The 20,782-nt window shown below is 58.5% G+C and carries 25 protein-coding genes; 17 read left to right on the top strand and 8 right to left on the bottom strand.

Annotated features, from left to right (window positions below; translation table 11 throughout):
- Nucleotides 1-46: 46 nt before the first annotated feature.
- Nucleotides 47-460: a universal stress protein gene (locus tag ACR0AJ_RS13815; RefSeq protein ID WP_170377467.1), complete on the top strand. Its 414-nt coding sequence runs from the start codon at nucleotides 47-49 to the stop codon at nucleotides 458-460.
- Nucleotides 461-462: 2 nt separating this feature from the next.
- Here the strand turns inward: ACR0AJ_RS13815 and ACR0AJ_RS13820 are convergent, their stop codons facing one another.
- Nucleotides 463-798, bottom strand: coding sequence for an ArsR/SmtB family transcription factor (locus ACR0AJ_RS13820; RefSeq protein ID WP_170350335.1), 336 nt, complete (start codon nucleotides 796-798; stop codon nucleotides 463-465).
- A 231-nt stretch (nucleotides 799-1,029) separates the two neighbouring features.
- Here ACR0AJ_RS13820 and ACR0AJ_RS13825 point away from each other — a divergent pair, with 231 nt between their 5' ends.
- From ACR0AJ_RS13825 to ACR0AJ_RS13845, 5 genes are all read left to right on the top strand, one after another.
- The gene (locus tag ACR0AJ_RS13825; RefSeq protein WP_170350336.1) at nucleotides 1,030-1,362 is read left to right on the top strand and encodes an AtpZ/AtpI family protein; all 333 of its coding nucleotides are present in this window, start codon (nucleotides 1,030-1,032) and stop codon (nucleotides 1,360-1,362) included.
- A gap of 2 nt (nucleotides 1,363-1,364) precedes the next feature.
- The gene (locus ACR0AJ_RS13830; RefSeq protein WP_170350337.1) at nucleotides 1,365-2,123 is read left to right on the top strand and encodes a F0F1 ATP synthase subunit A; all 759 of its coding nucleotides are present in this window, start codon (nucleotides 1,365-1,367) and stop codon (nucleotides 2,121-2,123) included.
- Nucleotides 2,124-2,171: 48 nt separating this feature from the next.
- Nucleotides 2,172-2,396 carry a F0F1 ATP synthase subunit C gene (locus ACR0AJ_RS13835; protein WP_005981269.1) on the top strand — a complete coding sequence of 75 codons (225 nt, stop codon included), beginning with the start codon at nucleotides 2,172-2,174 and terminating at the stop codon, nucleotides 2,394-2,396.
- Between the two features lie 86 nt (nucleotides 2,397-2,482).
- Nucleotides 2,483-3,034, top strand: a complete 552-nt coding sequence (locus ACR0AJ_RS13840; protein ID WP_170350338.1) for a F0F1 ATP synthase subunit B' — start codon at nucleotides 2,483-2,485, stop codon at nucleotides 3,032-3,034.
- Nucleotides 3,035-3,039: 5 nt separating this feature from the next.
- Nucleotides 3,040-3,600: a F0F1 ATP synthase subunit B gene (locus ACR0AJ_RS13845; protein ID WP_170350339.1), complete on the top strand. Its 561-nt coding sequence runs from the start codon at nucleotides 3,040-3,042 to the stop codon at nucleotides 3,598-3,600.
- A gap of 68 nt (nucleotides 3,601-3,668) precedes the next feature.
- Here the strand turns inward: ACR0AJ_RS13845 and ACR0AJ_RS13850 are convergent, their stop codons facing one another.
- Together ACR0AJ_RS13850 and ACR0AJ_RS13855 are read right to left on the bottom strand one after the other, a co-directional pair.
- On the bottom strand, nucleotides 3,669-4,274 hold the full coding sequence (locus tag ACR0AJ_RS13850; protein WP_170411382.1) for a hypothetical protein: 606 nt from the start codon (nucleotides 4,272-4,274) through the stop codon (nucleotides 3,669-3,671).
- Between the two features lie 261 nt (nucleotides 4,275-4,535).
- Nucleotides 4,536-5,306, bottom strand: coding sequence for a FadR/GntR family transcriptional regulator (locus tag ACR0AJ_RS13855; protein ID WP_170377475.1), 771 nt, complete (start codon nucleotides 5,304-5,306; stop codon nucleotides 4,536-4,538).
- A 150-nt stretch (nucleotides 5,307-5,456) separates the two neighbouring features.
- Here ACR0AJ_RS13855 and ACR0AJ_RS13860 point away from each other — a divergent pair, with 150 nt between their 5' ends.
- From ACR0AJ_RS13860 to ACR0AJ_RS13880, 5 genes are all read left to right on the top strand, one after another.
- Nucleotides 5,457-6,656: an aminotransferase-like domain-containing protein gene (locus tag ACR0AJ_RS13860; protein WP_480741116.1), complete on the top strand. Its 1,200-nt coding sequence runs from the start codon at nucleotides 5,457-5,459 to the stop codon at nucleotides 6,654-6,656.
- 45 nt (nucleotides 6,657-6,701) lie between these two features.
- Nucleotides 6,702-7,112 carry a hypothetical protein gene (locus ACR0AJ_RS13865; RefSeq protein ID WP_170398626.1) on the top strand — a complete coding sequence of 137 codons (411 nt, stop codon included), beginning with the start codon at nucleotides 6,702-6,704 and terminating at the stop codon, nucleotides 7,110-7,112.
- A 140-nt stretch (nucleotides 7,113-7,252) separates the two neighbouring features.
- Nucleotides 7,253-10,708 carry a chromosome segregation SMC family protein gene (locus ACR0AJ_RS13870; protein WP_170359992.1) on the top strand — a complete coding sequence of 1,152 codons (3,456 nt, stop codon included), beginning with the start codon at nucleotides 7,253-7,255 and terminating at the stop codon, nucleotides 10,706-10,708.
- Between the two features lie 54 nt (nucleotides 10,709-10,762).
- Complete coding sequence (locus ACR0AJ_RS13875) at nucleotides 10,763-11,113, top strand: hypothetical protein (protein ID WP_170350345.1); 351 nt, start codon at nucleotides 10,763-10,765, stop codon at nucleotides 11,111-11,113.
- 131 nt (nucleotides 11,114-11,244) lie between these two features.
- Nucleotides 11,245-12,042 carry a class II glutamine amidotransferase gene (locus ACR0AJ_RS13880; protein ID WP_170350346.1) on the top strand — a complete coding sequence of 266 codons (798 nt, stop codon included), beginning with the start codon at nucleotides 11,245-11,247 and terminating at the stop codon, nucleotides 12,040-12,042.
- Between the two features lie 12 nt (nucleotides 12,043-12,054).
- On the opposite strand, the gene ACR0AJ_RS13885 is transcribed toward ACR0AJ_RS13880, so the two are convergent.
- From ACR0AJ_RS13885 to ACR0AJ_RS13895, 3 genes are read right to left on the bottom strand one after another with little or no spacing between them, the layout of a single operon-like run.
- Nucleotides 12,055-13,218: a lytic murein transglycosylase gene (locus ACR0AJ_RS13885; protein ID WP_480663208.1), complete on the bottom strand. Its 1,164-nt coding sequence runs from the start codon at nucleotides 13,216-13,218 to the stop codon at nucleotides 12,055-12,057.
- A gap of 11 nt (nucleotides 13,219-13,229) precedes the next feature.
- Complete coding sequence (cbiB, locus tag ACR0AJ_RS13890; RefSeq protein ID WP_480663210.1) at nucleotides 13,230-14,150, bottom strand: adenosylcobinamide-phosphate synthase CbiB; 921 nt, start codon at nucleotides 14,148-14,150, stop codon at nucleotides 13,230-13,232.
- The gene (locus tag ACR0AJ_RS13895) at nucleotides 14,147-15,112 is read right to left on the bottom strand and encodes a threonine-phosphate decarboxylase (protein WP_480663212.1); all 966 of its coding nucleotides are present in this window, start codon (nucleotides 15,110-15,112) and stop codon (nucleotides 14,147-14,149) included. The genes cbiB and ACR0AJ_RS13895 overlap by 4 nt, the downstream gene beginning before the upstream one ends.
- A gap of 184 nt (nucleotides 15,113-15,296) precedes the next feature.
- On the opposite strand from ACR0AJ_RS13895, the gene ACR0AJ_RS13900 reads away from it, so the two are divergent.
- Nucleotides 15,297-15,659: a response regulator transcription factor gene (locus ACR0AJ_RS13900; RefSeq protein ID WP_170350350.1), complete on the top strand. Its 363-nt coding sequence runs from the start codon at nucleotides 15,297-15,299 to the stop codon at nucleotides 15,657-15,659.
- On the opposite strand, the gene ACR0AJ_RS13905 is transcribed toward ACR0AJ_RS13900, so the two are convergent.
- Nucleotides 15,641-16,630 (bottom strand): glutathione S-transferase family protein, encoded by a 990-nt coding sequence (locus ACR0AJ_RS13905; RefSeq protein WP_480647994.1) that lies wholly within the window; start codon nucleotides 16,628-16,630, stop codon nucleotides 15,641-15,643. The two genes, ACR0AJ_RS13900 and ACR0AJ_RS13905, sit on opposite strands and share 19 nt — an antisense overlap.
- A 213-nt stretch (nucleotides 16,631-16,843) precedes the next feature.
- On the opposite strand from ACR0AJ_RS13905, the gene ACR0AJ_RS13910 reads away from it, so the two are divergent.
- Nucleotides 16,844-17,197, top strand: a complete 354-nt coding sequence (locus tag ACR0AJ_RS13910; protein WP_170350352.1) for a hypothetical protein — start codon at nucleotides 16,844-16,846, stop codon at nucleotides 17,195-17,197.
- 148 nt (nucleotides 17,198-17,345) lie between these two features.
- Here ACR0AJ_RS13910 and ACR0AJ_RS13915 read toward each other — a convergent pair whose 3' ends face one another.
- Nucleotides 17,346-18,518 (bottom strand): MalY/PatB family protein, encoded by a 1,173-nt coding sequence (locus tag ACR0AJ_RS13915; RefSeq protein WP_480741119.1) that lies wholly within the window; start codon nucleotides 18,516-18,518, stop codon nucleotides 17,346-17,348.
- Between the two features lie 94 nt (nucleotides 18,519-18,612).
- On the opposite strand from ACR0AJ_RS13915, the gene def (ACR0AJ_RS13920) reads away from it, so the two are divergent.
- The 4 genes from def (ACR0AJ_RS13920) to ACR0AJ_RS13935 are packed head-to-tail and all read left to right on the top strand — an operon-like array spanning nucleotide 18,613 to nucleotide 20,781.
- Nucleotides 18,613-19,131 (top strand): peptide deformylase, encoded by a 519-nt coding sequence (gene def / locus ACR0AJ_RS13920; RefSeq protein ID WP_170360009.1) that lies wholly within the window; start codon nucleotides 18,613-18,615, stop codon nucleotides 19,129-19,131.
- Complete coding sequence (gene def, locus ACR0AJ_RS13925; RefSeq protein WP_170360011.1) at nucleotides 19,128-19,622, top strand: peptide deformylase; 495 nt, start codon at nucleotides 19,128-19,130, stop codon at nucleotides 19,620-19,622. Before def (ACR0AJ_RS13920) ends, def (ACR0AJ_RS13925) begins: the two co-directional genes overlap by 4 nt.
- A gap of 2 nt (nucleotides 19,623-19,624) precedes the next feature.
- Nucleotides 19,625-20,539 carry a methionyl-tRNA formyltransferase gene (gene fmt / locus ACR0AJ_RS13930; RefSeq protein WP_480741120.1) on the top strand — a complete coding sequence of 305 codons (915 nt, stop codon included), beginning with the start codon at nucleotides 19,625-19,627 and terminating at the stop codon, nucleotides 20,537-20,539.
- 5 nt (nucleotides 20,540-20,544) lie between these two features.
- Nucleotides 20,545-20,781, top strand: coding sequence for a hypothetical protein (locus tag ACR0AJ_RS13935; RefSeq protein WP_170518024.1), 237 nt, complete (start codon nucleotides 20,545-20,547; stop codon nucleotides 20,779-20,781).
- Nucleotide 20,782 lies beyond the last annotated feature (1 nt).

Here is a 20,782-nt window from a genome sequence, read left to right on the forward strand (position 1 = left end):
GATACATGCGAATAACCTTATGCTTGGGACCAAGGAGGAATTCGTCATGTATACTCACATTATGTTCCCAGTTGACTTGCATCTTCCCCCCGAGGTTCGCAAAGCCGCCGATGTCGCTGCTGAAGTTGCCAAGTGGCAGGATGCGAAGATAACCGTAGTCAGTGTGACCGGAACTCAACCCGGTGACCCGGTTCAGACGGACGCAGCAGTCAACGAAGAATTGCAGGGTTTCGCCGAGGAACTGGCCAAGAGCGGCGGGACAGAAGTCGCATACCGCAATATTCACTCGGTCGATGTTGCAGCTGAGGTTGATGGTGACCTGATGCGCGCCGCCGAGGAAATTGGTGCTGACCTGATTGTTGTAGGAACTCACGCCCCGCGGATCACGGACTATATCTTTTCAAGCCATGCAGGGTACCTGGCCAATCACGCCAAGGTTTCGGTTTTCGTCGTGCGCTAAATCTAGGGATCGTCAGCCGCAGGCAGTTCAATTTCCAGAAACCGTTCGAACGCGTCCAGATTGACGGGCTCGAACTGTCCAAAGCCTTGCATCCAGACCGACGCTGTGCGCAGGGCGTCAGGTTCCAGCTTGCACCATTTCACCCGTCCGCGTTTTTCCTGGCTGATCAATCCAGCCTTGGTCAGGATCACCAGATGTTTCGAGATTGCGGCCAATGACATCTCGAACGGTTCTGCCACATCGGTCACGGCCATATCATCCTCAAGCAGCATCGCCAGAATGGCGCGGCGCGTGGGGTCGGCGAGAGCTGCGAATACGGTGTCGAGATCATTGGACATGCCTTCGCTCAACCACAGCCTTCGAGTTTGGTCAACCATTTGGTTGAATATGCGGATTCAGGGGTTTTGGTTGAAGTCGCTGCGCTTGTGCAGGTTTTCCCCTGGCTGAGGTTGGGTGAAAAACATTTAAAATCAATCATTTAAACTGCGTCAATTCGGTTGCTCAACGCCGTTGACTCTGTGCGCCTTGCCCCTTAGCACCCTACCCAAGACTGTGCGAGGGAAACGCCCGTGACCGATGATGACCAAAAGCAGCGTATGGCGCAGCTGGAGGCGAAGATCGAGGCGGCGAAAAAGGCGAAGCAGCCAAAGCCTCGTGCAGATGCTGACGTGTCCGGGGGCGAGCTTGCCTGGAGGATGGTCATCGAAATGGTATCCGGTCTGGGGATCGGATTTGGCATCGGATACGGGCTGGACAGCCTGCTCGGGACAATCCCGATCTTTCTGGTGCTGTTCACATTGCTGGGCCTCGTCGCCGGAGTGAAAGTAATGCTCCGCAGCGCCAAAGAGGTTCAAGAGAAACAAACGGCAGCGACGGCTGCCGAGAAGGACGAGAGGGACTGAACGTGGCAACTGAGACCACCGCAGCAGAAGGCAGCAGCCTGGTTTTCCACCCGATGGATCAGTTCATCGTCAAACCGCTTTTCGGTGACGGTGCAATTGCATGGTACACGCCCACCAACGTGACCCTGTGGATGTTCCTGGCGATTGCCGCGATCTTTGCTCTGCTGGTTCTCAGCACTTCGAAACGCGCGATTGTTCCGACCCGGATGCAGTCGGTGGCTGAACTGGCCTATGGTTTCATCTACAAGATGTTGGAAGACATCTGCGGCAAGGAAGGCGTTAAGTACTTCCCCTATGTCATGACCCTGTTCATGTTCATCGTCTGCGCAAACTTCCTGGGCATGATCCCGACGTCCTTTACCACCACATCGCATTTCGCCGTGACCATCCCGCTGGCGTTGGCCGTGTTCCTGACCGTGACTGTTCTGGGTTTCGTCAAGAACGGTGCCGCGTTTCTGGGTCTGTTCTGGGTCTCCAGCGCACCGCTGGCCCTGCGTCCGGTTCTGGCGATCATCGAGCTGATTTCGTACTTCGTACGCCCTGTCAGCCACTCCATTCGTCTTGCCGGTAACGTCATGGCGGGCCACGCGGTTATCAAGGTGTTCGCAGGCTTTGCCGCGATCGCCGTGATCTCGCCCGTGTCTGTTCTGGCGATCACCGCAATGTATGGCCTCGAGGTCCTTGTGTCCTTTATCCAGGCCTACGTTTTCACCATTCTGACCTGTGTCTATCTGAAAGATGCGCTGCATCCGTCGCACTAAGGTCTGATACCCCAACATCGAAACTTCCAATTCGTAAGGAGAAACATCATGGAAGGCGATCTCGCACACATCGGCGCAGGCCTGGCAGCAATCGGTTCCGGCGCAGCCGCAATCGGGGTGGGCAACGTTGCAGGCAACTTCCTGGCCGGCGCCCTGCGCAACCCTTCGGCGGCTGCTTCGCAGACCGCAACCCTGTTCATCGGTATCGCATTCGCAGAAGCCCTGGGGATCTTCGCATTCCTGGTCTCGCTGCTGCTGATGTTCGCCGTATAATCTGCGGAACCTGATCCTTACGCGCAGGTGGGCCCAAGCCATAGCGGCCCGCCTGTTGTAAAGACAACGTTCCGACGGAGGACAACATGGCGACTGAACCTATTGCCGAAGAAGTAGTTGGCAAATGCGTAGACTCCCATGGCTCGGCCATCGGGATGCCGCAGCTCTGCTTTGATTGGTTCCCCAACCAGATTTTCTGGCTGGTCATCACGCTGGTCGTCATCTTTCTGGTCCTGTCCCGCGTGGCCTTGCCGCGCATCGCGGCAATCCTGGCTGAACGTCAGGGGACCATTACAAATGACCTGGCTGCGGCCGAAGATCTGAAGGCCAAAGCGGTCGAGGCCGAAGAAGCCTATAACAAAGCGTTGGCCGATGCCCGTTCTGAGGCGCAGCGTATCGCTGCCGAAGCACGCGCCGAAATTCAGGCTGGTCTGGATGACGCGATCGCCAAGGCGGACGCGGAAATCGCTGCAAAGGCGGCTGAATCGGAAAAGGCGATCGCCGATATCCGTGCAGGTGCGCTGGAAAGCATTCAAGTGGTTGCCAAGGACACGGCGGCTGAACTGGTTACTGCACTGGGCGGTGAGGCGGATGCCAAAGCCATTGACGGTGCTGTTGACGCGCAGATGAAAGGATAAGCGACATGCGGAACACTCTTGCCCTTATCCTGACCTTTGGCGCTGCCAGCCCCGCGCTGGCCGCAAGCGGCCCGTTCTTCTCGCTTGGCAACACCGACTTTGTGGTCCTGTTGGGCTTTATCGTCTTCATCGCGGTCCTGTTCTATTTCAAGGTGCCGGGTATGATCGGTGGCGCGCTGGACAACCGCGCCGAAGGCATCAAGTCCGAGTTGGATGAAGCCCGTGCCCTGCACGAAGAAGCCCGCACCCTGCTGGCCTCGTACGAGCGCAAGCAACGCGAAGTTCAAACGCAGGCAGACGCGATTGTGGCGGCTGCAAAAGACGACGCCGCGCTGGCGGCCGAACAGGCCAAGGCCGATCTGGAAAAATCCATTGCGCGCCGTCTGGCCGCTGCACAGGATCAGATCGCATCGGCCGAGGCTTCGGCAGTTAAAGAGGTGCGTGATCAGGCGATTACCGTTGCTGTTTCGGCGGCAAATGCGGTTCTGGCCAAGCAGATGACGGCGACGCAGGCGAACAAGCTGATCGACGCTGCAATTGCCGATGTAGGCGAAAAGCTGCACTAAGATCTTCACATGATGAAATTGAAAAACCCGGCCTCAGAGCCGGGTTTTTCTTTCTTACGATGCAAAGATCAAGCCGCTGAGCGTTGACTTGGCAGCCGGTTCAGAATGTCCGCATATTTGGCTGAGGCGACAAAAAGTTCCGGTAGTTCGCTCAGTACAGCGTCGATGGGATCGTAAACCGCCGACGCTTGATCCAGAATCTCATCGGGTATGGATTTCTTTGCGCGCTCTGTTCTTTCAGGCAGCGTAAAGTTCAAATCCAGAAAATCGGCAACTTCGCTCTGTCTGCGCCAGATGGCATCATAGTTCAGGCACAGGACAGGTACGTTTTCGAACGTGGCCCATTGCCTCATCTGCTCTGCTTGGTTGAGAACGTCATATTTGAATAGATCCTCAAAAGTTCCTTTGGCGTGAAGATGTGCGAAATGCTGACGGATCCAGTCGCGACCATAGCGACCAAGCACGGAATAGACCGAAAGCGCCGAGTCTTTTGTCGGGCCATGGCAGAACAAGACCTTGACGTTGTCACGACCTCTCAGCACGCCGGGAAAATCATGTGTTTTGACAAGGTTTCCCTGATGCAATTCGGCCTGTGCCAGCTCCATTTCAAAGGTCGCTTTGGGCTTGGGCCACACACGCCGCTGCTTTTGCGCCTTCCACAAAGCATCAAACATGAGCGTGCTACCGGATCGACCGTTGCTGGCAACGATCAAGCAGGGGTTCGTTTTTGGGCGTTGCCCGGGTTTGAAAAGGATCATGTCAGACACCAGGGTTTCAGCGACGGTTAAGGTTCGCGACTTGCCTGTTTAATTGGTTTAGCTGCAGGTCAATATCCAGCAGATAACCACCAGAAATTGCGTAATAAATTATGAACTTTTTGTGTTCGGATTTGAGTCGCGACAGTTGGACGTTGCACTGATACCTCACGCGCCTCTTCAGGTTTGACCGGTCTCATGCTGCAGCCGTTGCTGTGCGATGGCTTCGTTTCGCAGGGCTTTCTGGTGATCTTCCATACAGCTCTGGACATAGTTCAGATGCTGCTGGACTGCATCGCGGGCTGCATCGGGGTCGCGTACCTGCAGGGCCGTGTTGATCGCGCGGTGCTGGTCCAGAATGGCACCACGGGTTGTGCGCTGCTGAAACATCATCTGACGATTGTAGAACACGCCCTGTTGCAGCAGGTCGTACATCGACCGCATCATATGCAGCATAACTACGTTGTGGCTGGCCTCGATGATGGCCATGTGGAATTGCGCATCCAATTGTGCCTCGTCCTGAGGGGCGTTGCGCGCATGCGCAGCCTGCATCTTGTCGAAAATCGCCTGAACCACTTTCAAATCGCTGTCTGATCCCAGCCGTGCGGCACGCTCGGCCGCCAACCCTTCTAGATCGCGGCGGAAAGACAGATAGTCGAACACCGCTTCTTCGTGGCTGCTGAACAGCCGAACCAGCGCCGGGGAGAAGGCAGAGCCCAGAACCTCGGCCACATAGATACCGGACCCGGCCTTGGCGGTCAGCAACCCCTGATCCTGCAATTCCGAGATCGCTTCGCGCAACGAGGGGCGCGATACGCCCAGCCGCTCTGCCAACTCGCGTTCCGCCGGAAGCCGCTCGCCTGGGCGCAGGATGCCACGCAGGATCAGCAATTCGATCTGTTTCACCACTGCGATGGACAGCTTTTCAGTCTGGACTTTTTGAAAGGGCATGTCGGCTTTTCCGAAATTGGTCAAATCATATGACCACGTAATATTGACCGGTTCAAGAACAGGTGAATGTTGGTTCGGAATATTAGGTCAGAATGATTGACATTAAATAAATCACGCTTAGTCTGCCCTGCGAGGTAGGGGAGGAGATCAATGTCGACCAAAGACCTGTTTGCCACGCGAACAAAGCGGATGAAAGCGTCCGAGATACGCGAATTGCTCAAGCTGTTGGACCAGCCGGGCATTATTTCCTTCGCGGGAGGAATTCCGGATCCGGCGTTGTTTCCGGCAGAGGGTTTTGCCGCTGCGTTCCAGAACGCACTGGGCACTGAACTAAAAGATCAGGCGCTGCAATATTCCGTCAGCGAGGGCTATGTCCCGCTGCGGGAATGGCTAGTCGATCACATGCGCCAGATCGGGATCGAATGCGGGCTTGATAACATCCTGATCACGTCGGGTTCGCAGCAGGCGCTAGACTACTTGGGCAAGTTGTACCTGTCGCCGGGTGATACAGCACTGGTCGGATGGCCCACCTATCTGGGGGCATTGGCCGCGTTCAATGCCTATGAACCGCGCTTTGACCGGCTTGGCATCAACGGCAACCGCAGGGCGGCTGAATACGCTGCCGCAGCGGGTGAGGGGGCTGTTAAATTTGCGTATCTGTCGCCTGACTTTGCCAACCCGACCGGAGAAACTGTAGACCTGCGCGGCCGCGAAACCCTGCTCGATCTGGCGGACGAATTGAACTGCGCTGTGATCGAAGACGGCGCCTATCAGGCCCTGCGCTATGATGGGGAAGCAATTCCGCCAGTTCTGGCGTTGGAATTGGCGCGCAAAGGGTCGATCGAAAGCTGCAGGACGATTTATTGTGGCAGCTTCTCGAAAACCCTGTCTCCGGGCCTTCGGGTGGGATGGGTCGTGGCGGCTAAGCCTGTAATTTCGCAGCTGGTGTTGATGAAACAGGCAGCTGACTTGCATTCCGCGACGATCAACCAAATGGCTATCAATGAAGTGGCGCGTGCCTGCTTTGATACGCACATCCCCATGTTGCGCCGCGTTTACGGCGCACGACGCGATGCGATGCTCAGCGCATTGCGCGAACATATGCCCGGTGGGGTGGACTGGACCAAGCCCGAGGGCGGCATGTTCATTTGGGTGACCTTACCCAAGGGCCTCAGCGGGGCTGACCTGCTGGCCAAAGCGCTTGAGACGGTGAAGGTGGCTTTTGTTCCCGGCCAGGCGTTCTTTCCAGACGAAACCGGGGCCAATACTATCCGTCTGAGCTTTTCGAATTCGGATGAGGCAACAATCCGCGAGGGTATCCGCCGGTTGGGCGACGTCCTGCGAACCTAAATGCAGGAAAGGTTCTGTTAACCATATTGCGGCAATGCTGGCGGTATGATCCGGTATCTGTTCCTCCTATCGGTGCTGGCCGCGTGTTCGGCCGGCACCCCTTATTTCCGGGATATCCCTGCAACCCGCATCGCCGTGAACGGCAGTGTCTTTGACGTACGCGTGCGCGGGGATCTGGCCGAGGCCGTGCGGATCAACACCCAATACGCCCCGCGTCTGGGGCCGATCAAAGATCGGGCGGGGCTGGCCATGGCGCAGGTTTCGGGCTGTCCAATCCTGGATGTACTGGGCGACGCCGCGGTGACCGTTGGTGTGCTGGGCTGTGACCACGAGGCGGGGGAACGTCTGTTGCTGACCGCCATCTCGACACCGAATTACGAATGCGTCGATTATGGTGTTTATGAGGATATTGGGAAGGAGTACGGCTTTCAGGTGTTCGAGTGTACGCCGTACTGAGATACGCGTATTCCTGCGCATTTCGGCAAGATATTGTGGATAAGTCGGGGTGATATCCCATATCCTGCGCAACTTCGTTGACTCAGCCCCCATCCGTTGCGCAGACTTCCTTCACATAGGAATCACAGGACTCATTGCCTTTGCGCTTTAGCAAACTCAAACTTACCGGCTTCAAAAGCTTTGTTGATCCGACCGATCTGATCATTGCGGATGGGTTGACCGGTGTGGTGGGCCCGAATGGCTGCGGCAAGTCCAACCTTCTGGAAGCTCTGCGTTGGGTGATGGGGGAAAACCGCCCCAAATCCATGCGTGGCGGCGCGATGGAGGATGTGATTTTTGCAGGCGCCGCGACGCGCCCAGCCCGTAACTTTGCCGAAGTTGTCCTGACCATGGACAACTCGGAACGGCTGGCACCGTCAGGGTTCAACGACGCGGATCAGCTTGAGATCGTGCGTCGCATCACCCGCGACGTAGGCAGCGCCTATAAAACCAATGGCAAGGACGTGCGGGCGAGAGATGTTCAGATGCTGTTTGCCGATGCTTCGACAGGTGCGCATTCACCTGCGCTTGTTGGGCAGAACCGCATTGCCGAACTTATCAACGCTAAACCCCGCGCCCGCCGCCGCATTCTGGAAGAGGCCGCAGGTATCTCGGGTCTTTATCAACGTCGGCACGAAGCCGAATTGAAGTTGAAGGGCACTGAATCCAATCTGACCCGCGTCGACGATGTGCTTGAACAACTAGGCGGTCAGCTTGCGCAACTGGCGCGCCAGGCCCGTCAGGCCGCGCGCTATCGCGAGATTGGCGAGCAACTGCGCCAGGCCGAAGGCATGTTGCTCTATCGTCGCTGGAAAGAGGCAGACATGGCCCGCCAGCAGGCCGAAGAAAAGCTGCGCGAACGGATCACCGAGGCGTCGCGGGCCGAGGCCGAAGCCCGCGCGGCCGCCACCAAACGTGCCGAAATCGAAGAGACCCTGCCACCTCTGCGCGAAGAAGAAGCTATCGCCGCCGCCGTCCTGCAACGCCAGCAGGTACAACGTGATGCCCTGTCGGATCAGGAAACCCGCGCCCGCCAGACCATTGAGACGCTGACCAACCGTATTCAGCAATTGGGCAACGATATAGAACGCGAAACCGGCCTGAATCGCGATGCCGGCCAGATGATCGAACGTCTGGAATGGGAAGCGCGCGAATTGGCCAAGGCCGCCGAAGGGCACGAGGATAAGGTGGCCGAGGCTGCCGAAATCGCGCGTGAGGCGGCGTCAGTGTTGCAGGACCGCGAAGATCATCTGTCGCAGGAAACCGAGGATATGGCGCGCTTGGTCGCCCGTCACCAATCGGCGCAGCGTCTGGTTGAAGACAGCCGCAAGACGTTGACTCGATCCGAGGCCGAAGAGGAAAAGGCCCGCAGCGCCGTGGATGAGGCGCGCGAAGCTTTGACCAACGCAAGCGACGCGTTTGAGACTGCGCAAGAGGGCGAGGAAGAAGCCCGCGAGGCGGCTGAGGCCGCCGAGGAAGCGCTGGCCGCAGCGGATGAACTGCGCAATGATACGCAAGCGCGTGAGGCTGAGGCCCGCGCACAACGGTCTGAGGCCGAGGGCGAACTGGGCGCGATCCGTGCCGAAACCTCAGCGCTGGCAAAGCTGGTGGAACGCGACACAGCCGAAGGCGGTCAGGTACTTGACCTGCTACGCGTCGAACCCGGTTACGAAAAGGCACTCGGAGCTGCACTGGCCGATGATCTGCGTGCCCCACTGGTCGAAGGCGACGGTCCATCGGGTTGGGTACAGGTAGCGGGCTATGATGCTGATCAGCCATTGCCGGATGGGGTTGAACCGCTGGCGCTGCATGTGTCTGGCCCGGATCGCCTGAGCCGTCGGATCGCGCAGATTGGTCTGGTTGATGCGGATCAGGGTGCGCGTTTGCAGGCTTCGCTGAAGCCGGGGCAGCGTCTGGTGTCCCGGTCCGGCGATTTGTGGCGGTGGGACGGGTTCCGCGCCTGGGCTGAGGATGCACCAAGCGCCGCTGCCCTGCGGCTGGAGCAGCTCAATAAGCTGGAGGCGCTGAAACAGGAGCTGACCCGCACCGAGGCACAGGCCGAAGGTGCCCGCGCCGCGCATGAGGCGTTGTCGCAGCAACTGGCTGATGTCACCGAAGCGGACCGCCGCGCCCGCGATGCCCGCCGCGCCGCCGATCAGCGTATGGCCGAAACCGCTCGCGCGCTCAGCCGCGCCGAAGCTGACCGCAATCTGGCGCAAGGCAAGCTTGAGACACTGTCGCTGGCCGTGGATCGCCACAAAGAGGACGCCATGTCCGCCCGCGCGCAGCTGCGCGAGGCCGAGGGGGCGTTGACCGGTCTGGGCGATCTCGACACCGCCCGCGCGCAGGTCGAAGATATCAAACAGACGGTCGAGGCTGCGCGGATCACTATGCTGACCCATCGCTCGTCCCATGATGAATTGCGCCGCGAGGGCGAGGCCCGCACGCGACGTTCGCAAGAGGTTACAAAAGACCTCAGCGGGTGGAAGCATCGTCTGGAAACGGCGGAAAAACGGATATCAGAGCTGGCCGAACGCAAGGAAAGTTCGGAAGAAGAGCTGTCCGAAGCGATGGCAGCGCCCAGCGAGATCGCCGAAGCCCGCGAGGAGCTGAACGAGCTGATTGAAACGGCCGAGGCTCGTCGCGCCGAGGCCGCCGATAAGTTGGCCGAAGCCGAAACCCAGCAGCGCGAAGTGGTGCTGGCCGAACGGGATGCGGAACGTCAGGCTTCGGAAGCACGCGAATCCCGCGCGGCGGCAGAAGCACGTTGTGATGCCGCCAAGGAAAGCGTGACTGCAACGGCAGAACGGATTGCTGAAGATCAGCAGCTGACCCCGAACCAGTTGCTGAATCAGTTGGACGTGAACCCCGATCAGATGCCTGCCGCCGACGCGCTTGAGGCCGAAGTGAACCGTCACAAGCGCCAGCGCGATGCGATGGGTGCGGTGAACCTGCGCGCTGAAGAAGATGCCAAAGAAGTTCAGGAAGAGTTTGACACACTGAACAGCGAAAAGGCGGATTTGGAAGAGGCAATCAAAGCCCTGCGCTCTGGTATCGCCAGCCTCAACCGCGAAGGCCGCGAACGTCTGTTGACCGCGTTTGAACAGGTGAACTCAAACTTTGCCATGCTGTTCAAGCACCTCTTCGGCGGTGGCGAGGCCAATTTGGTTATGGTCGAAAGCGACGATCCGCTGGATGCCGGGCTTGAGATCATGTGCCAGCCGCCGGGCAAGAAATTGTCGACGCTCAGCCTGTTGTCGGGTGGCGAACAGACCCTGACGGCGACGGCCTTGATTTTTGGCGTCTTCCTCGCCAATCCGGCCCCGATTTGTGTGTTGGACGAGGTCGACGCGCCGCTTGACGATGCCAACGTCACCCGGTTCTGCGACCTGCTGGATGAGATGTGCCGCCAGACCGATACACGTTTCCTGATCATCACTCACCACGCGGTGACGATGGCGCGGATGGATCGTCTGTTCGGCGTGACCATGCAGGAACAGGGCGTCAGCCAGCTTGTCTCGGTCGATCTGAAAAAGGCCGAGCAGATGGTCGCTTGACCCATCACTGCAACGTTATGCCCTTTTCATCACCATTCGGGGTAGGGTGTTGGTATGACCCGTCTTTTGATCCTTATCCTGCTGATCGCAAGCCCGGTATGGGCGGCGGAATGGCCAACCAAACCCGGAGATATTCCCCTGACGCCAACAGAACTGGAGGCGCTGGCCGGGCGCACACTGACCTTTTATGATGATGGGCAATCCAGTTTCTCAGTCGGCGGAGCCTACTCTTACACCTATGCCAGCGGTGAATCCGCCTTTGGCACCTATTCGATCGCCGAGGATGGCAGCGTCTGCATCCAGTACAGAAACGGGTTCGACCGCTGCGATTTGTATGTGCGCAGCGGCGAACGACTGATCCTGATTGATCAAAAGGGCGATCGTTATCCGGTGCGACCGGAGTAATTGATTGGCAAATGTGAACTCTGGTTGTCATGTGATAGAAGAAATTCCAAAAAAGTTGGAAATTTGGGAAAAAAACTACTCAATGAGTTGATATACCAGCCACATCTGAAAATTTTTGAATAGGCGAACAGATGTGTCGGTTTCTGGCTTGGGTCGGCGAGCAGCGGTATCTTGATGAATTGGTTCTGGATCAAGAGCAATCTCTTGTCATTCAGAGCCGCAACGCGCTGATCGGGAAGACGCCCGTAAATGCTGATGGATTTGGGCTTGCGTGGTATTCTGATCGTGAGACGCCGTGTTTTTATAAAGATACACACCCAGCCTGGTCGGACGCAAACCTTAAGCAATTGACCCATCATACCAGATCGCGCCTTTTCCTGGCCCACGTTCGGGCCTCGACCGGGACAGCCACGTCTCGGAACAACTGTCATCCTTTTGGGGTCGGTGCATGGAGCTTTATGCACAATGGCCAAGCCGGAGGGCATGATCTGATCCGGCAGGAACTGGACGCGATGATCCCAGCACATCTGTATGGGTATAGATTTGGCGCAACAGAAAGCGAAGCGATCTTTCTGATCGCGCAAGGCGAGGGGCTAGACGCTGACCCGGTAGCAGCAATGTCCCGAGCGGTCGCGCGAGTGGAGGCGGCGTCAAGACGATGCGGTGTGTTACCCTATCTTAGGTTCGCGGCCTGCTGGTCAGATGGAGAACGTATATTTGCAGCGCGTTATGCTTCGGATCGGTACGCGCCGAGCCTGCATTACCGTCGCTGCAAAGATGGTATTATCATCTCATCAGAACCATTGGATGGTGACAGCGACGGCTGGGTCGAAATTCAGCCGAACACTGCAATCGAAACGGAAGGATCAGAGATCATTTCACACGCGTTCGAACCTGGCCGAGCACTTTTTGCGGCAAAAAGCGCGTAATCCAACAACGTTTCACAAACGTCCAAGCAATTCGGCCGTCGGCCAGGCATCCGCCGGTAATCCGAGCCGCGCTTGTTCAGCCTGAACAGCAGCCCGTGTACCCGCGCCCAGAATTCCGTCGATTTTGCCTACATCATACCCGCGCGCCTGTAGCTTGCTTTGCAGCTGTTTCATTTGTGCGCCTGAAAGCCCCTGTGAAGCATTACCGGCATTATAGATTTGACCACCTTCCAGCCGTGTGCCGAAATAGGCGGCGGTTAGAACGTAGACAAAGCTCTGATTCCATTCGAAATAGACGTCGAAATTCGGATAGGCCAAAAAGGCCGGGCCGTTGTGGCCCTGCGGCAATATCAGCGATGCGGGCAAGTTAGCCAAAGATCCGTTGCGGGCCTGGACACCCATGGCCTGCCAGTCGGACACTGGGCGCGGTTTGCCCGGGCCGGACAGCGACCAGTCCATTTGCGCGGGCACCGTCACCTCTTGCAGCCACGGCTGCCCCGGCTGCCAGCCCAGGTGCGACAGCATCTTGGCGCCCGACATCAGCGCGTCCGGCGCGGACGTTTTCAACGAGACCGTGCCATCTCCGTCCCCGTCGACACCGTTTTCTAGAATGTCGCGAGGCAGCATTTGCACCATTCCAATCTCACCAGCCCAGGCACCGGTGGTGCGATTTGGGTCGAAATTGCCCTGTTGGTACAGCTCGATGGCCGCAAAGATCTGTGGTCGGAACAATTCGGGGCGGCGGCAATCATGGGCCAGTGTCACCAGCGCGTTGCGGGTGTTGAAGTCGCCCTGAAACGCGCCATAGTCGGTCTCGAACGCCCAAAAGGCCAAAAGAACCCCGCGTGAGACGCCGTATTCCTGATCAATCCGATCAAACACCGCATCATATTTGCGTGACATGGCCTGACCCCGGTCGATCCGGTTTTGCGAGATCAAATGGCGTGAGAAGTCGATGAACGGTTTCTGAAACACACCCTGCGCGCGGTCGGCTTTCAGGACGGCGCCGTCCTGCTGCACGCCGTTGAAAAACGCATTGACGGTGGATTTGTCGAACCCTTGCTGTATGGCCTCAGCCTTCAGCCCTTTGACGAAGGAATTGAATCCGCCACCGCATTGGGCAAGGGCGGGCGAGGCGAGCAGAACGGCGGCAACAAGGCCAGAGAGAATGCGCATGGGCAGGTCCGTCAGAGAATAAAGCTGACCCCAACCCACACCGATAGAAGGCCAAGCGCAAGCCCCCAAACGGTCCACAGCATGTTACATGCGCGGAAAACCTCTGACGCGCCGATTTCGCGCGGAGCATCGCCGTTCACCCAGGCTAGATCGCGGACTTTACCGTCATAACTGCGCGGGCCCGCAAGGGCCACGTTCAGGGCGCGCGCCATGGCGGCCTCGGGCCATCCTGCATTGGGAGAGATATGGCGGCGCGCATCCGCGACCATGTCAGGCCAGCGTGCCCATTGGCCGGACAGTGCCACGATCATCAGGCAGGTCAGGCGCGCGGGGATCAGGTTCAGCATGTCGTCCAGTCGGGCGGCGGCCCAGCCAAAGTCGCGGTACTTTTCGGTGCGGTAGCCGATCATACTGTCGGCGGTGTTGATAGCCTTGTAAATCAGCAACCCCGGCAACCCGGCGAGCAGGAACCAGAAAGCAGGTGCGATGACCCCGTCGCTGAGGTTCTCAGCCGCGCTTTCGATCGCAGAGCGGGCAACCTGCGCTTCAGTCATGTCGCGAGTGTCGCGGGACACGATCATCGCCACCTTGGCACGGCCCTCGGCCAAGGAGACGCGCAGCCCTTCGCCCACATCGCGCACATGCGACACCAGCGATTTCTGCGCCAGCAGGATGGCACAGAGTATGATCTCAGCGACTGGTCCTAGCAGTGCCAGTAACCGCCCAAGGATCAATGCGCCAACGACCAGCAATATCACTACTGCGACGCCTTTCATTCGCCGCTGCGCGCCGTGGTTCAGGTGCTTGTCCAACCACCCGATGATGTTGCCCATTACGACTGCCGGGTGGCGAACGCGCGACCAGAGCCATTTCGGCTCACCCAATGCCGCGTCCAGACACATGGCGCAGACCAGCATGAAAGTGATGCTCACAGTGCGGCCTCTAACCTGCTCCATCCATCCGCTGGGGGCAGGCCAACCCGCAAGTAGGTCTGGGAATAGGGGAAGACGCGGCTCCAGATATGGGCGCGGGCCAGACGGTCCTGCCATTGGGCTGCGTTTTCGACGGTGTAGAGGCGAAACAGCGTGGTGCCCCCGACCAGGGTGGCTCCTTTATTGATCAGTAATCGATCCAGCCGGTCAGACTCGGCGGTCAGGTGCTGACGGGTGGAACTGGCCCAGTCAACGTCCCGCAAAGCCTGCTCTCCGATCCGCAGGGCAGGGCCGGACACGGACCAAGGCCCCGTCAGGTCGTTCAGTCGGGCGATCAGGTCAGGATGACCGATGGCAAACCCCAGCCGCAGCCCGGCAAGCCCCCAGAACTTGCCAAAGCTTTTCAGCACGATCACACCGGGGCGCGCGGCCAGATGGATCAGTGAAACACCGGGGCTGATATCGCAAAAGCTCTCGTCGATCACGGTCAGCGGGGCGTCTGCATCCGCCTCGGACCAAATCCGGCCATCGGGGTTGTTGGGATGCACGATGACACGGGCGTCGGCTGGGCCGTTGGGTTGAACGGTCCAGCCTTGCGCGGCGAAGGCGGCGGCATGTTCGTTGTAAGTGGGCGTTGTGATCTGAACCCGACCACGGGCGGCCAGCGCCGGAATGCGGGAGATCACCGCCGATGCGCCGGGCGCGGGCAGGATTGCGGCCCCATTGGGCACTGCCCAGAACTGGCGGGCGGCCTCAGTCAGGCGCTCGAAGGCACCATGATCCGGCAACTCAGCCCAGTCTGAAGGGATCAGTCCAGACACCTGATAGGGGTGAGGATTTATCCCGGTGGACAGGTCCACCCAATCGGTGCGCGTGCCGCCATAAGATGCGATGGCCCCGTCCAGCCCTCCGCCATGGTCGCGTGCGGCGCGTGGGTTCAAATTCTCGGTAGGGCTTGCCATGGGGTTTCTCGCTGGAATCGCCTGTTTCGGCCCGTTTCAAGCGGATTTTTGCCGTTTACACAAGCGAATCCGCAAGTTCCGGGCCTTGCGGCAACGTCGTTAACGCTTTGTTAAGGAATAAGCGTGATCACAATTCACGGGGGGTCGGCACCATTCACTCTTTTTTGGGCCGAGGTTGTCGCAAATGAATGTTTTGATTGTTGAGAGTAACCCCGACCTTGGTCGGGTCTGGAAAAGGCATCTTGAACGGCACGGCACCGAAGTGACGCTGGTGGCCGGGCAGGAGGCAGCGATTCTGGCGCTGTATGGTCAGGAGTTCGATATCATCGTGCTGGATCTGGTGCTTGAAACCGGCAGCGCGCTGGCCGTGGCCGATTTTGCCAGCTATCGCCGCCCCGAGGCGCGGGTGATCTTTGTCACAAACACCACCTTTTTCTCGGACGGTTCGATCTTTGCCCACAGCCCGAATGCCTGCGCCTATGTGCAAAGCGCAACGCCGCCAGAGGATCTGGCGGCGATGGTCGAGCATTACGCGGCGGGTCGCTGACCGCGCCCGTGGGGGTGCAGATAATCCAAGGATGGGTTCACTGGGATGATCCGGCTCGGATTGATTGTTTCGTGGCTGTAGTGATAGTGGCGCACGATATGGTTCATATTTACCGTCTGTGCGACACCGGGCCATTGATATAGCTCGCGTGTGTAGGCCCACAGGTTCGGATAGTCGATCAGCCGCCGCTTGTTGCATTTGAAATGCAGATGATAGACCGGATCAAACCGGATCAGGGTGGTGAACAGCCGCCAATCTGCTTCAGTCACCTGATCGCCCATCAGGTACCGGTTTCGGGCAAGGCGATCTTCAAGCCAGTCCAGTGTGTCGAACAGGGGATGCACGGCGGCGTCATAGGCCTGTTGCGTGGTGGCAAAACCGGATTTGTAGACCCCATTGTTGATGTCGGAATAGATGCGGGCGTTGACCTCTTCGATCTCGTCCCGCATCGCCTCGGGCCAGTAGTTATCGGTGTTGCCGGTAATGCCGTCAAAGGCCGTATTGAACATACGGATGATTTCCGAACTTTCGTTCGAAACGATGGTCTGTTGTTGCTTGTCCCACAGGATCGGCACAGTGACACGTCCCGAATAAGCTGGATCAGCCTTGGTATAGATTTGATGGGCGTAATCGAATCCATAAAGGGTGTCGCCGGTTGCACCGTGGTCGTCAGTTTCAAAGGTCCATCCCTTGTCCAGCATGTCTGGATGCACCACCGAGACGGAAACCAGATCGCTCAGCCCTTTTAGTTCGCGAAAGATCAGTGTGCGGTGTGCCCAGGGGCAGGCGTGGCTGACATAGAGGTGATAGCGATCCGGTTCCGCCTTGAAACCGTCCTTGCCGGACGGCCCTGCGCTGCCATCTGCGGTCAGCCAATTGCGAAACTGCGCGGCGCTGCGTTTGAAGGCGCCGCCAGTAGATTCGGTGTCATACCATGTGTCATGCCATTTGCCGTCGACCAACAGGCCCATTGCGTATCCTCCGCTTGTGCGTTTCGACAAACATAGGGTGTTGAACACAGCCTTGACACGTGAAGGGTCGCGCACTGGCTCTGCGTCTGCGCACAGGGTATGCGATGATTTCCCAGCAACAGATCGTCAGCGCATGGCGCTATGTGACGGCCTTCACTGGATTTTTACAGTTGAGCCGTCACAATGGAATCCATTGCCGGGGGAATAGTTGTTATGAGTACCTATGTTTCAAAGGAAATAAGCGCAGAATTGGACGCGGCGCGAATCGCGGGGTTGAAGAAAACCAGCCGCCTTCGTGTCGAAGTTGACGACAATACGTTCAAAATACTCAGATTGTGGAAGGATGGCTTTACGGTTGAGGCCGCTACGACACCGCAATTGCGTGGATTGGTCGATATCTACGACGGTGCGCGCCATTTGTATCAATGCCTGATCATCGCCGATGATGAAGAGGCCGGTGAGATGCGGTATGATTTTAAGCGTAGTACGGCCGCGGCCGACAAGGCCCCGCTGGATTTCTACCGCGCACCCGACGCGCCGATTGCTTTGCTAGGGCACAAAGACTAGGGACGGATTTTTCGAACAGGATGTAATCGGTTTGGTTGCTTGCGGCACCAATGCGGCGCGGGCGTGAGCAGGTCTAATCTGTGCCAGCTAATCCACGCCGCGGGAGCCAGTACGACAAGCAGGATCAATAGCTCAGTCTAGCGCGACGCTATTGAAGGTCGCCAAACGCGCGTTTCAGGCGCGCGCAGGCTTCCTCGACGCGGCTGCGCTGGGTGGCCAGATTGAACCGTTCGAAAGTCTCTCCGCCAGCGCCGAATCCGGGGCCGGAGGAGGTGGCAATCCGGGCGTCCTCGCGCAGACGTCGAACAAACTCGTCGTGATCCATCCCGGTGCCCGAGAAATCGACCCAGGCCAGATAGGTGGCCTGCAGGGGCATTGACCACAGACCCGGTATTTCGGCGATGGCGGCGTCAAATAGTTTGCGGTTGCCGTCCAGATGCGCCACCTGCGTATCCGCCCAGGCCGCGCCTTCCGGTGAATAGGCCGCAGTGATCATGGCCACGCCTAAGGCGCTGGGCGCATAGTCCAACGTTTTCAGCCGATGCCGCATAGTGGCGCGCAGCTGGTCATCGGGGATGATCATGTTGCCGGTCCGCTGCCCTGCGATGTTGAACGTCTTTGACGCCGCAGTCAGCGTCACGGTCCAGGGGCGTGCCTCGGGCGCGGCCTTGTCCATCGGCACGAAGGTATGACCGGGATAGACCAGATCCTGGTGAATTTCATCCGACACAAGGATCAACCCGTTGCGCTCGGCAAAGGCGGCGACGGCCCGCAGCTCCTCGGGGCTCCAGACCCGACCCGACGGGTTTTGCGGTGAGCACCACATCAACAGTTTTTCAGACCCGTCCAGCCGTGACTGTGCATCCTCAAGATCAATGCCATAGCTGTCGCCTTGCCGCGCCAGCGGACATTCCACCACGCGCCGCCCAGCGGTGTTAATCTTATGAGCAAACTCGTGATAGACCGGGGTAAAGATGACAACACCATCCTCCGGCTGGGTCCAGACATCCAGGCACAGGGCAATTGCATTGCCCAGCCCTTGCGAGGTCAGCACCCAATCGGTGTCGATCGCCCAATCGTGACGGTTCTGCATCCACCACTGTACAGCGGCCAGATATTGCGGGTGTTCCCAGGTATAGCCAAAGGCCCCGTGATCGGCGGCATCCCGGACAGCCTCGATTACGCAAGGCGCGGTGGCATAATCGGAATCGGCGGTCCACATGGCCAGCCCATCCTGTGGCGAGACACCGTACAGCTTTTCCATCTTGTCCCATTTTGAGCTGTTGGTGCCCCGGCGGTCGATCAGGTCGTTGAAAGTCATGTCTGCTCCATCTGTCCGCAGGAAAGCTAGCTACAATTTCCGCAGGTGCAAGGGGGGCGTTGCGGCGGGGGGCGGGATGGCCTAAATCAACTCCATGAAGCGTAATATTTTGATCCATCCCGACCCCCGTCTGAAAAAGGTCTGCGCCCCGGTGACCGACCTGTCGGACGAACTGCGCAAACTGGCCGACGACATGCTTGAGACGATGTATGATGCGCCCGGCATCGGGCTGGCCGCACCGCAGATCGGCGTGCTGGACAGGCTGATCGTGATGGACTGCATCAAGGAAGAAGGCGAGACGCCACGCCCTCTGATCATGTTCAACCCTGAGGTCATCGCTTCGTCAGACGAGACTAACGTCTATGAAGAAGGGTGCCTGTCGATCCCTGAGCAGTTCGCCGAGGTGACGCGCCCAAAAGTGGTGGACGTGACGTGGATGGATCGCGACGGGAACTTGCAGAAAGAGACGTTCGATGGGCTCTGGGCAACCTGTGTGCAGCACGAGATCGATCATCTGAACGGTAAGCTGTTCATTGATTATCTCAAGCCGCTGAAACGTCAGATGATCACTCGTAAGATGCAGAAACTCAAACGCGAGCAGGCTCGCGCATGACCGTCCACACCTGCCTGCCCTGGCCGGACAAACGTCTGCGGACCAAGGCCGAGGATGTGTCCGAAGTAACCGACGAAATTCGCGCTATCTGGGATGACATGATCGACACGATGGAGGCCATGCCTGGCGTTGGCCTTGCCGCCCCGCAGATCGGTGTGATGCTGCGCTTGGCGGTCGTTGACGGATCGACCGAGCGGGGCCGTGCAGTACGTCTGGCAAATCCCGAAATTCTGCACAGCTCTATCGAATTGCGAGAACACGAAGAGGCCAGTCCGAATCTGCCCGGCGTCTCGGCCAAGGTGAAACGCCCGCGTGCGGTGACGGTCCGGTTTCTGAACGAACAGGGTATGATCGACCGCCGCGACTTTGTCGGGATCGAGGCCACCAGCGTGCAGCATCAAATCGATCATCTGAACGGTCGGATGTATTTTGATCGTCTCAGCAAGGTCAAACGCGACATGCTGCTGCGCAAAGCCAAGAAGCAGGGGTAGAAATGCGCGTCATTTTCATGGGCACGCCCGATTTTTCGGTCCCAGTTCTGGATGCGCTGGTTGAGGTCGGGCATGAGATCGCCGCAGTCTATAGCCAACCTCCGCGTCCGGCCGGGCGGGGCAAGAAAGACCGCCCGACGCCCGTACATGCCCGGGCCGAGGCGTTGGGCCTGACTGTCCGCCATCCGGTTTCACTAAAATCGCCGGAGGAACAGGATGCCTTTACCGCACTGAACGCTGATGTGGCCGTAGTGGTGGCCTACGGGCTGTTGTTGCCTCAACCCATTTTGGACGCCCCGGCGCAAGGCTGCCTGAACATTCACGCCAGCCTGTTGCCACGCTGGCGCGGGGCGGCTCCGATCCATCGGGCGATCATGTCAGGCGATGCGGAAACCGGCATCTGTATCATGCAGATGGAGGCCGGTTTGGACACCGGCCCCGTCCTTTTGCGGCAGGCCACTGATATCGGGCCGCAGGAAACCACGGCGCAACTGCATGATCGTCTAGCACCGATGGGTGCTGATCTGATCGTAAAGGCTCTGGCCCGTCTGCCCGAACTGACGCCCGAGCCTCAACCCGAGGATGGCGTGACTTATGCCTCGAAGATCGACAAGGCTGAGGCGCGGGTCGACTGGACCCGCCCGGCGGTCGAGGTGGATCGCCGGATACGTGGCCTGTCACCCTTTCCCGGTGCGTGGACTCTGATCGGAGGCGATCGGGTCAAGCTGCTGGCCTCGAAACTGGCCGAGGGACAGGGCGCGCCCGGAGAGGTTCTGAACGACGCGCTGCGCGTGGCCTGCGGTGATGGGGCGATTGACCTGTTGCGCTTGCAGCGAGCAGGAAAAGGGGCACAGGATACGGAAACCTTTCTGCGAGGATGGCCGGTCGCAACCGGAACCCGCCTGAACACGGAGTAAGACAAATGTTCATGGTCTTGATGGGCACCTTCGTGATTGCCGGTATCGTGGGCTATCTGGCCGAGAAGACCGGGTTTACCCATAACGGATACCTGCCCTCGATCATCATTTGCGTGGGTGGGGCGTTTCTGTTCTATTTTGTCCGCATCATGTTCGGTATCAGTTTTGGTTCGCCCGGTCTGAACGCAGTTCTGTCGTCCATTGGTGCGCTGATTATCGTGCCAACGCATTGGAGAAAGTAAC

Source organism: Ruegeria sp. CJ9 (genome assembly GCF_056536625.1).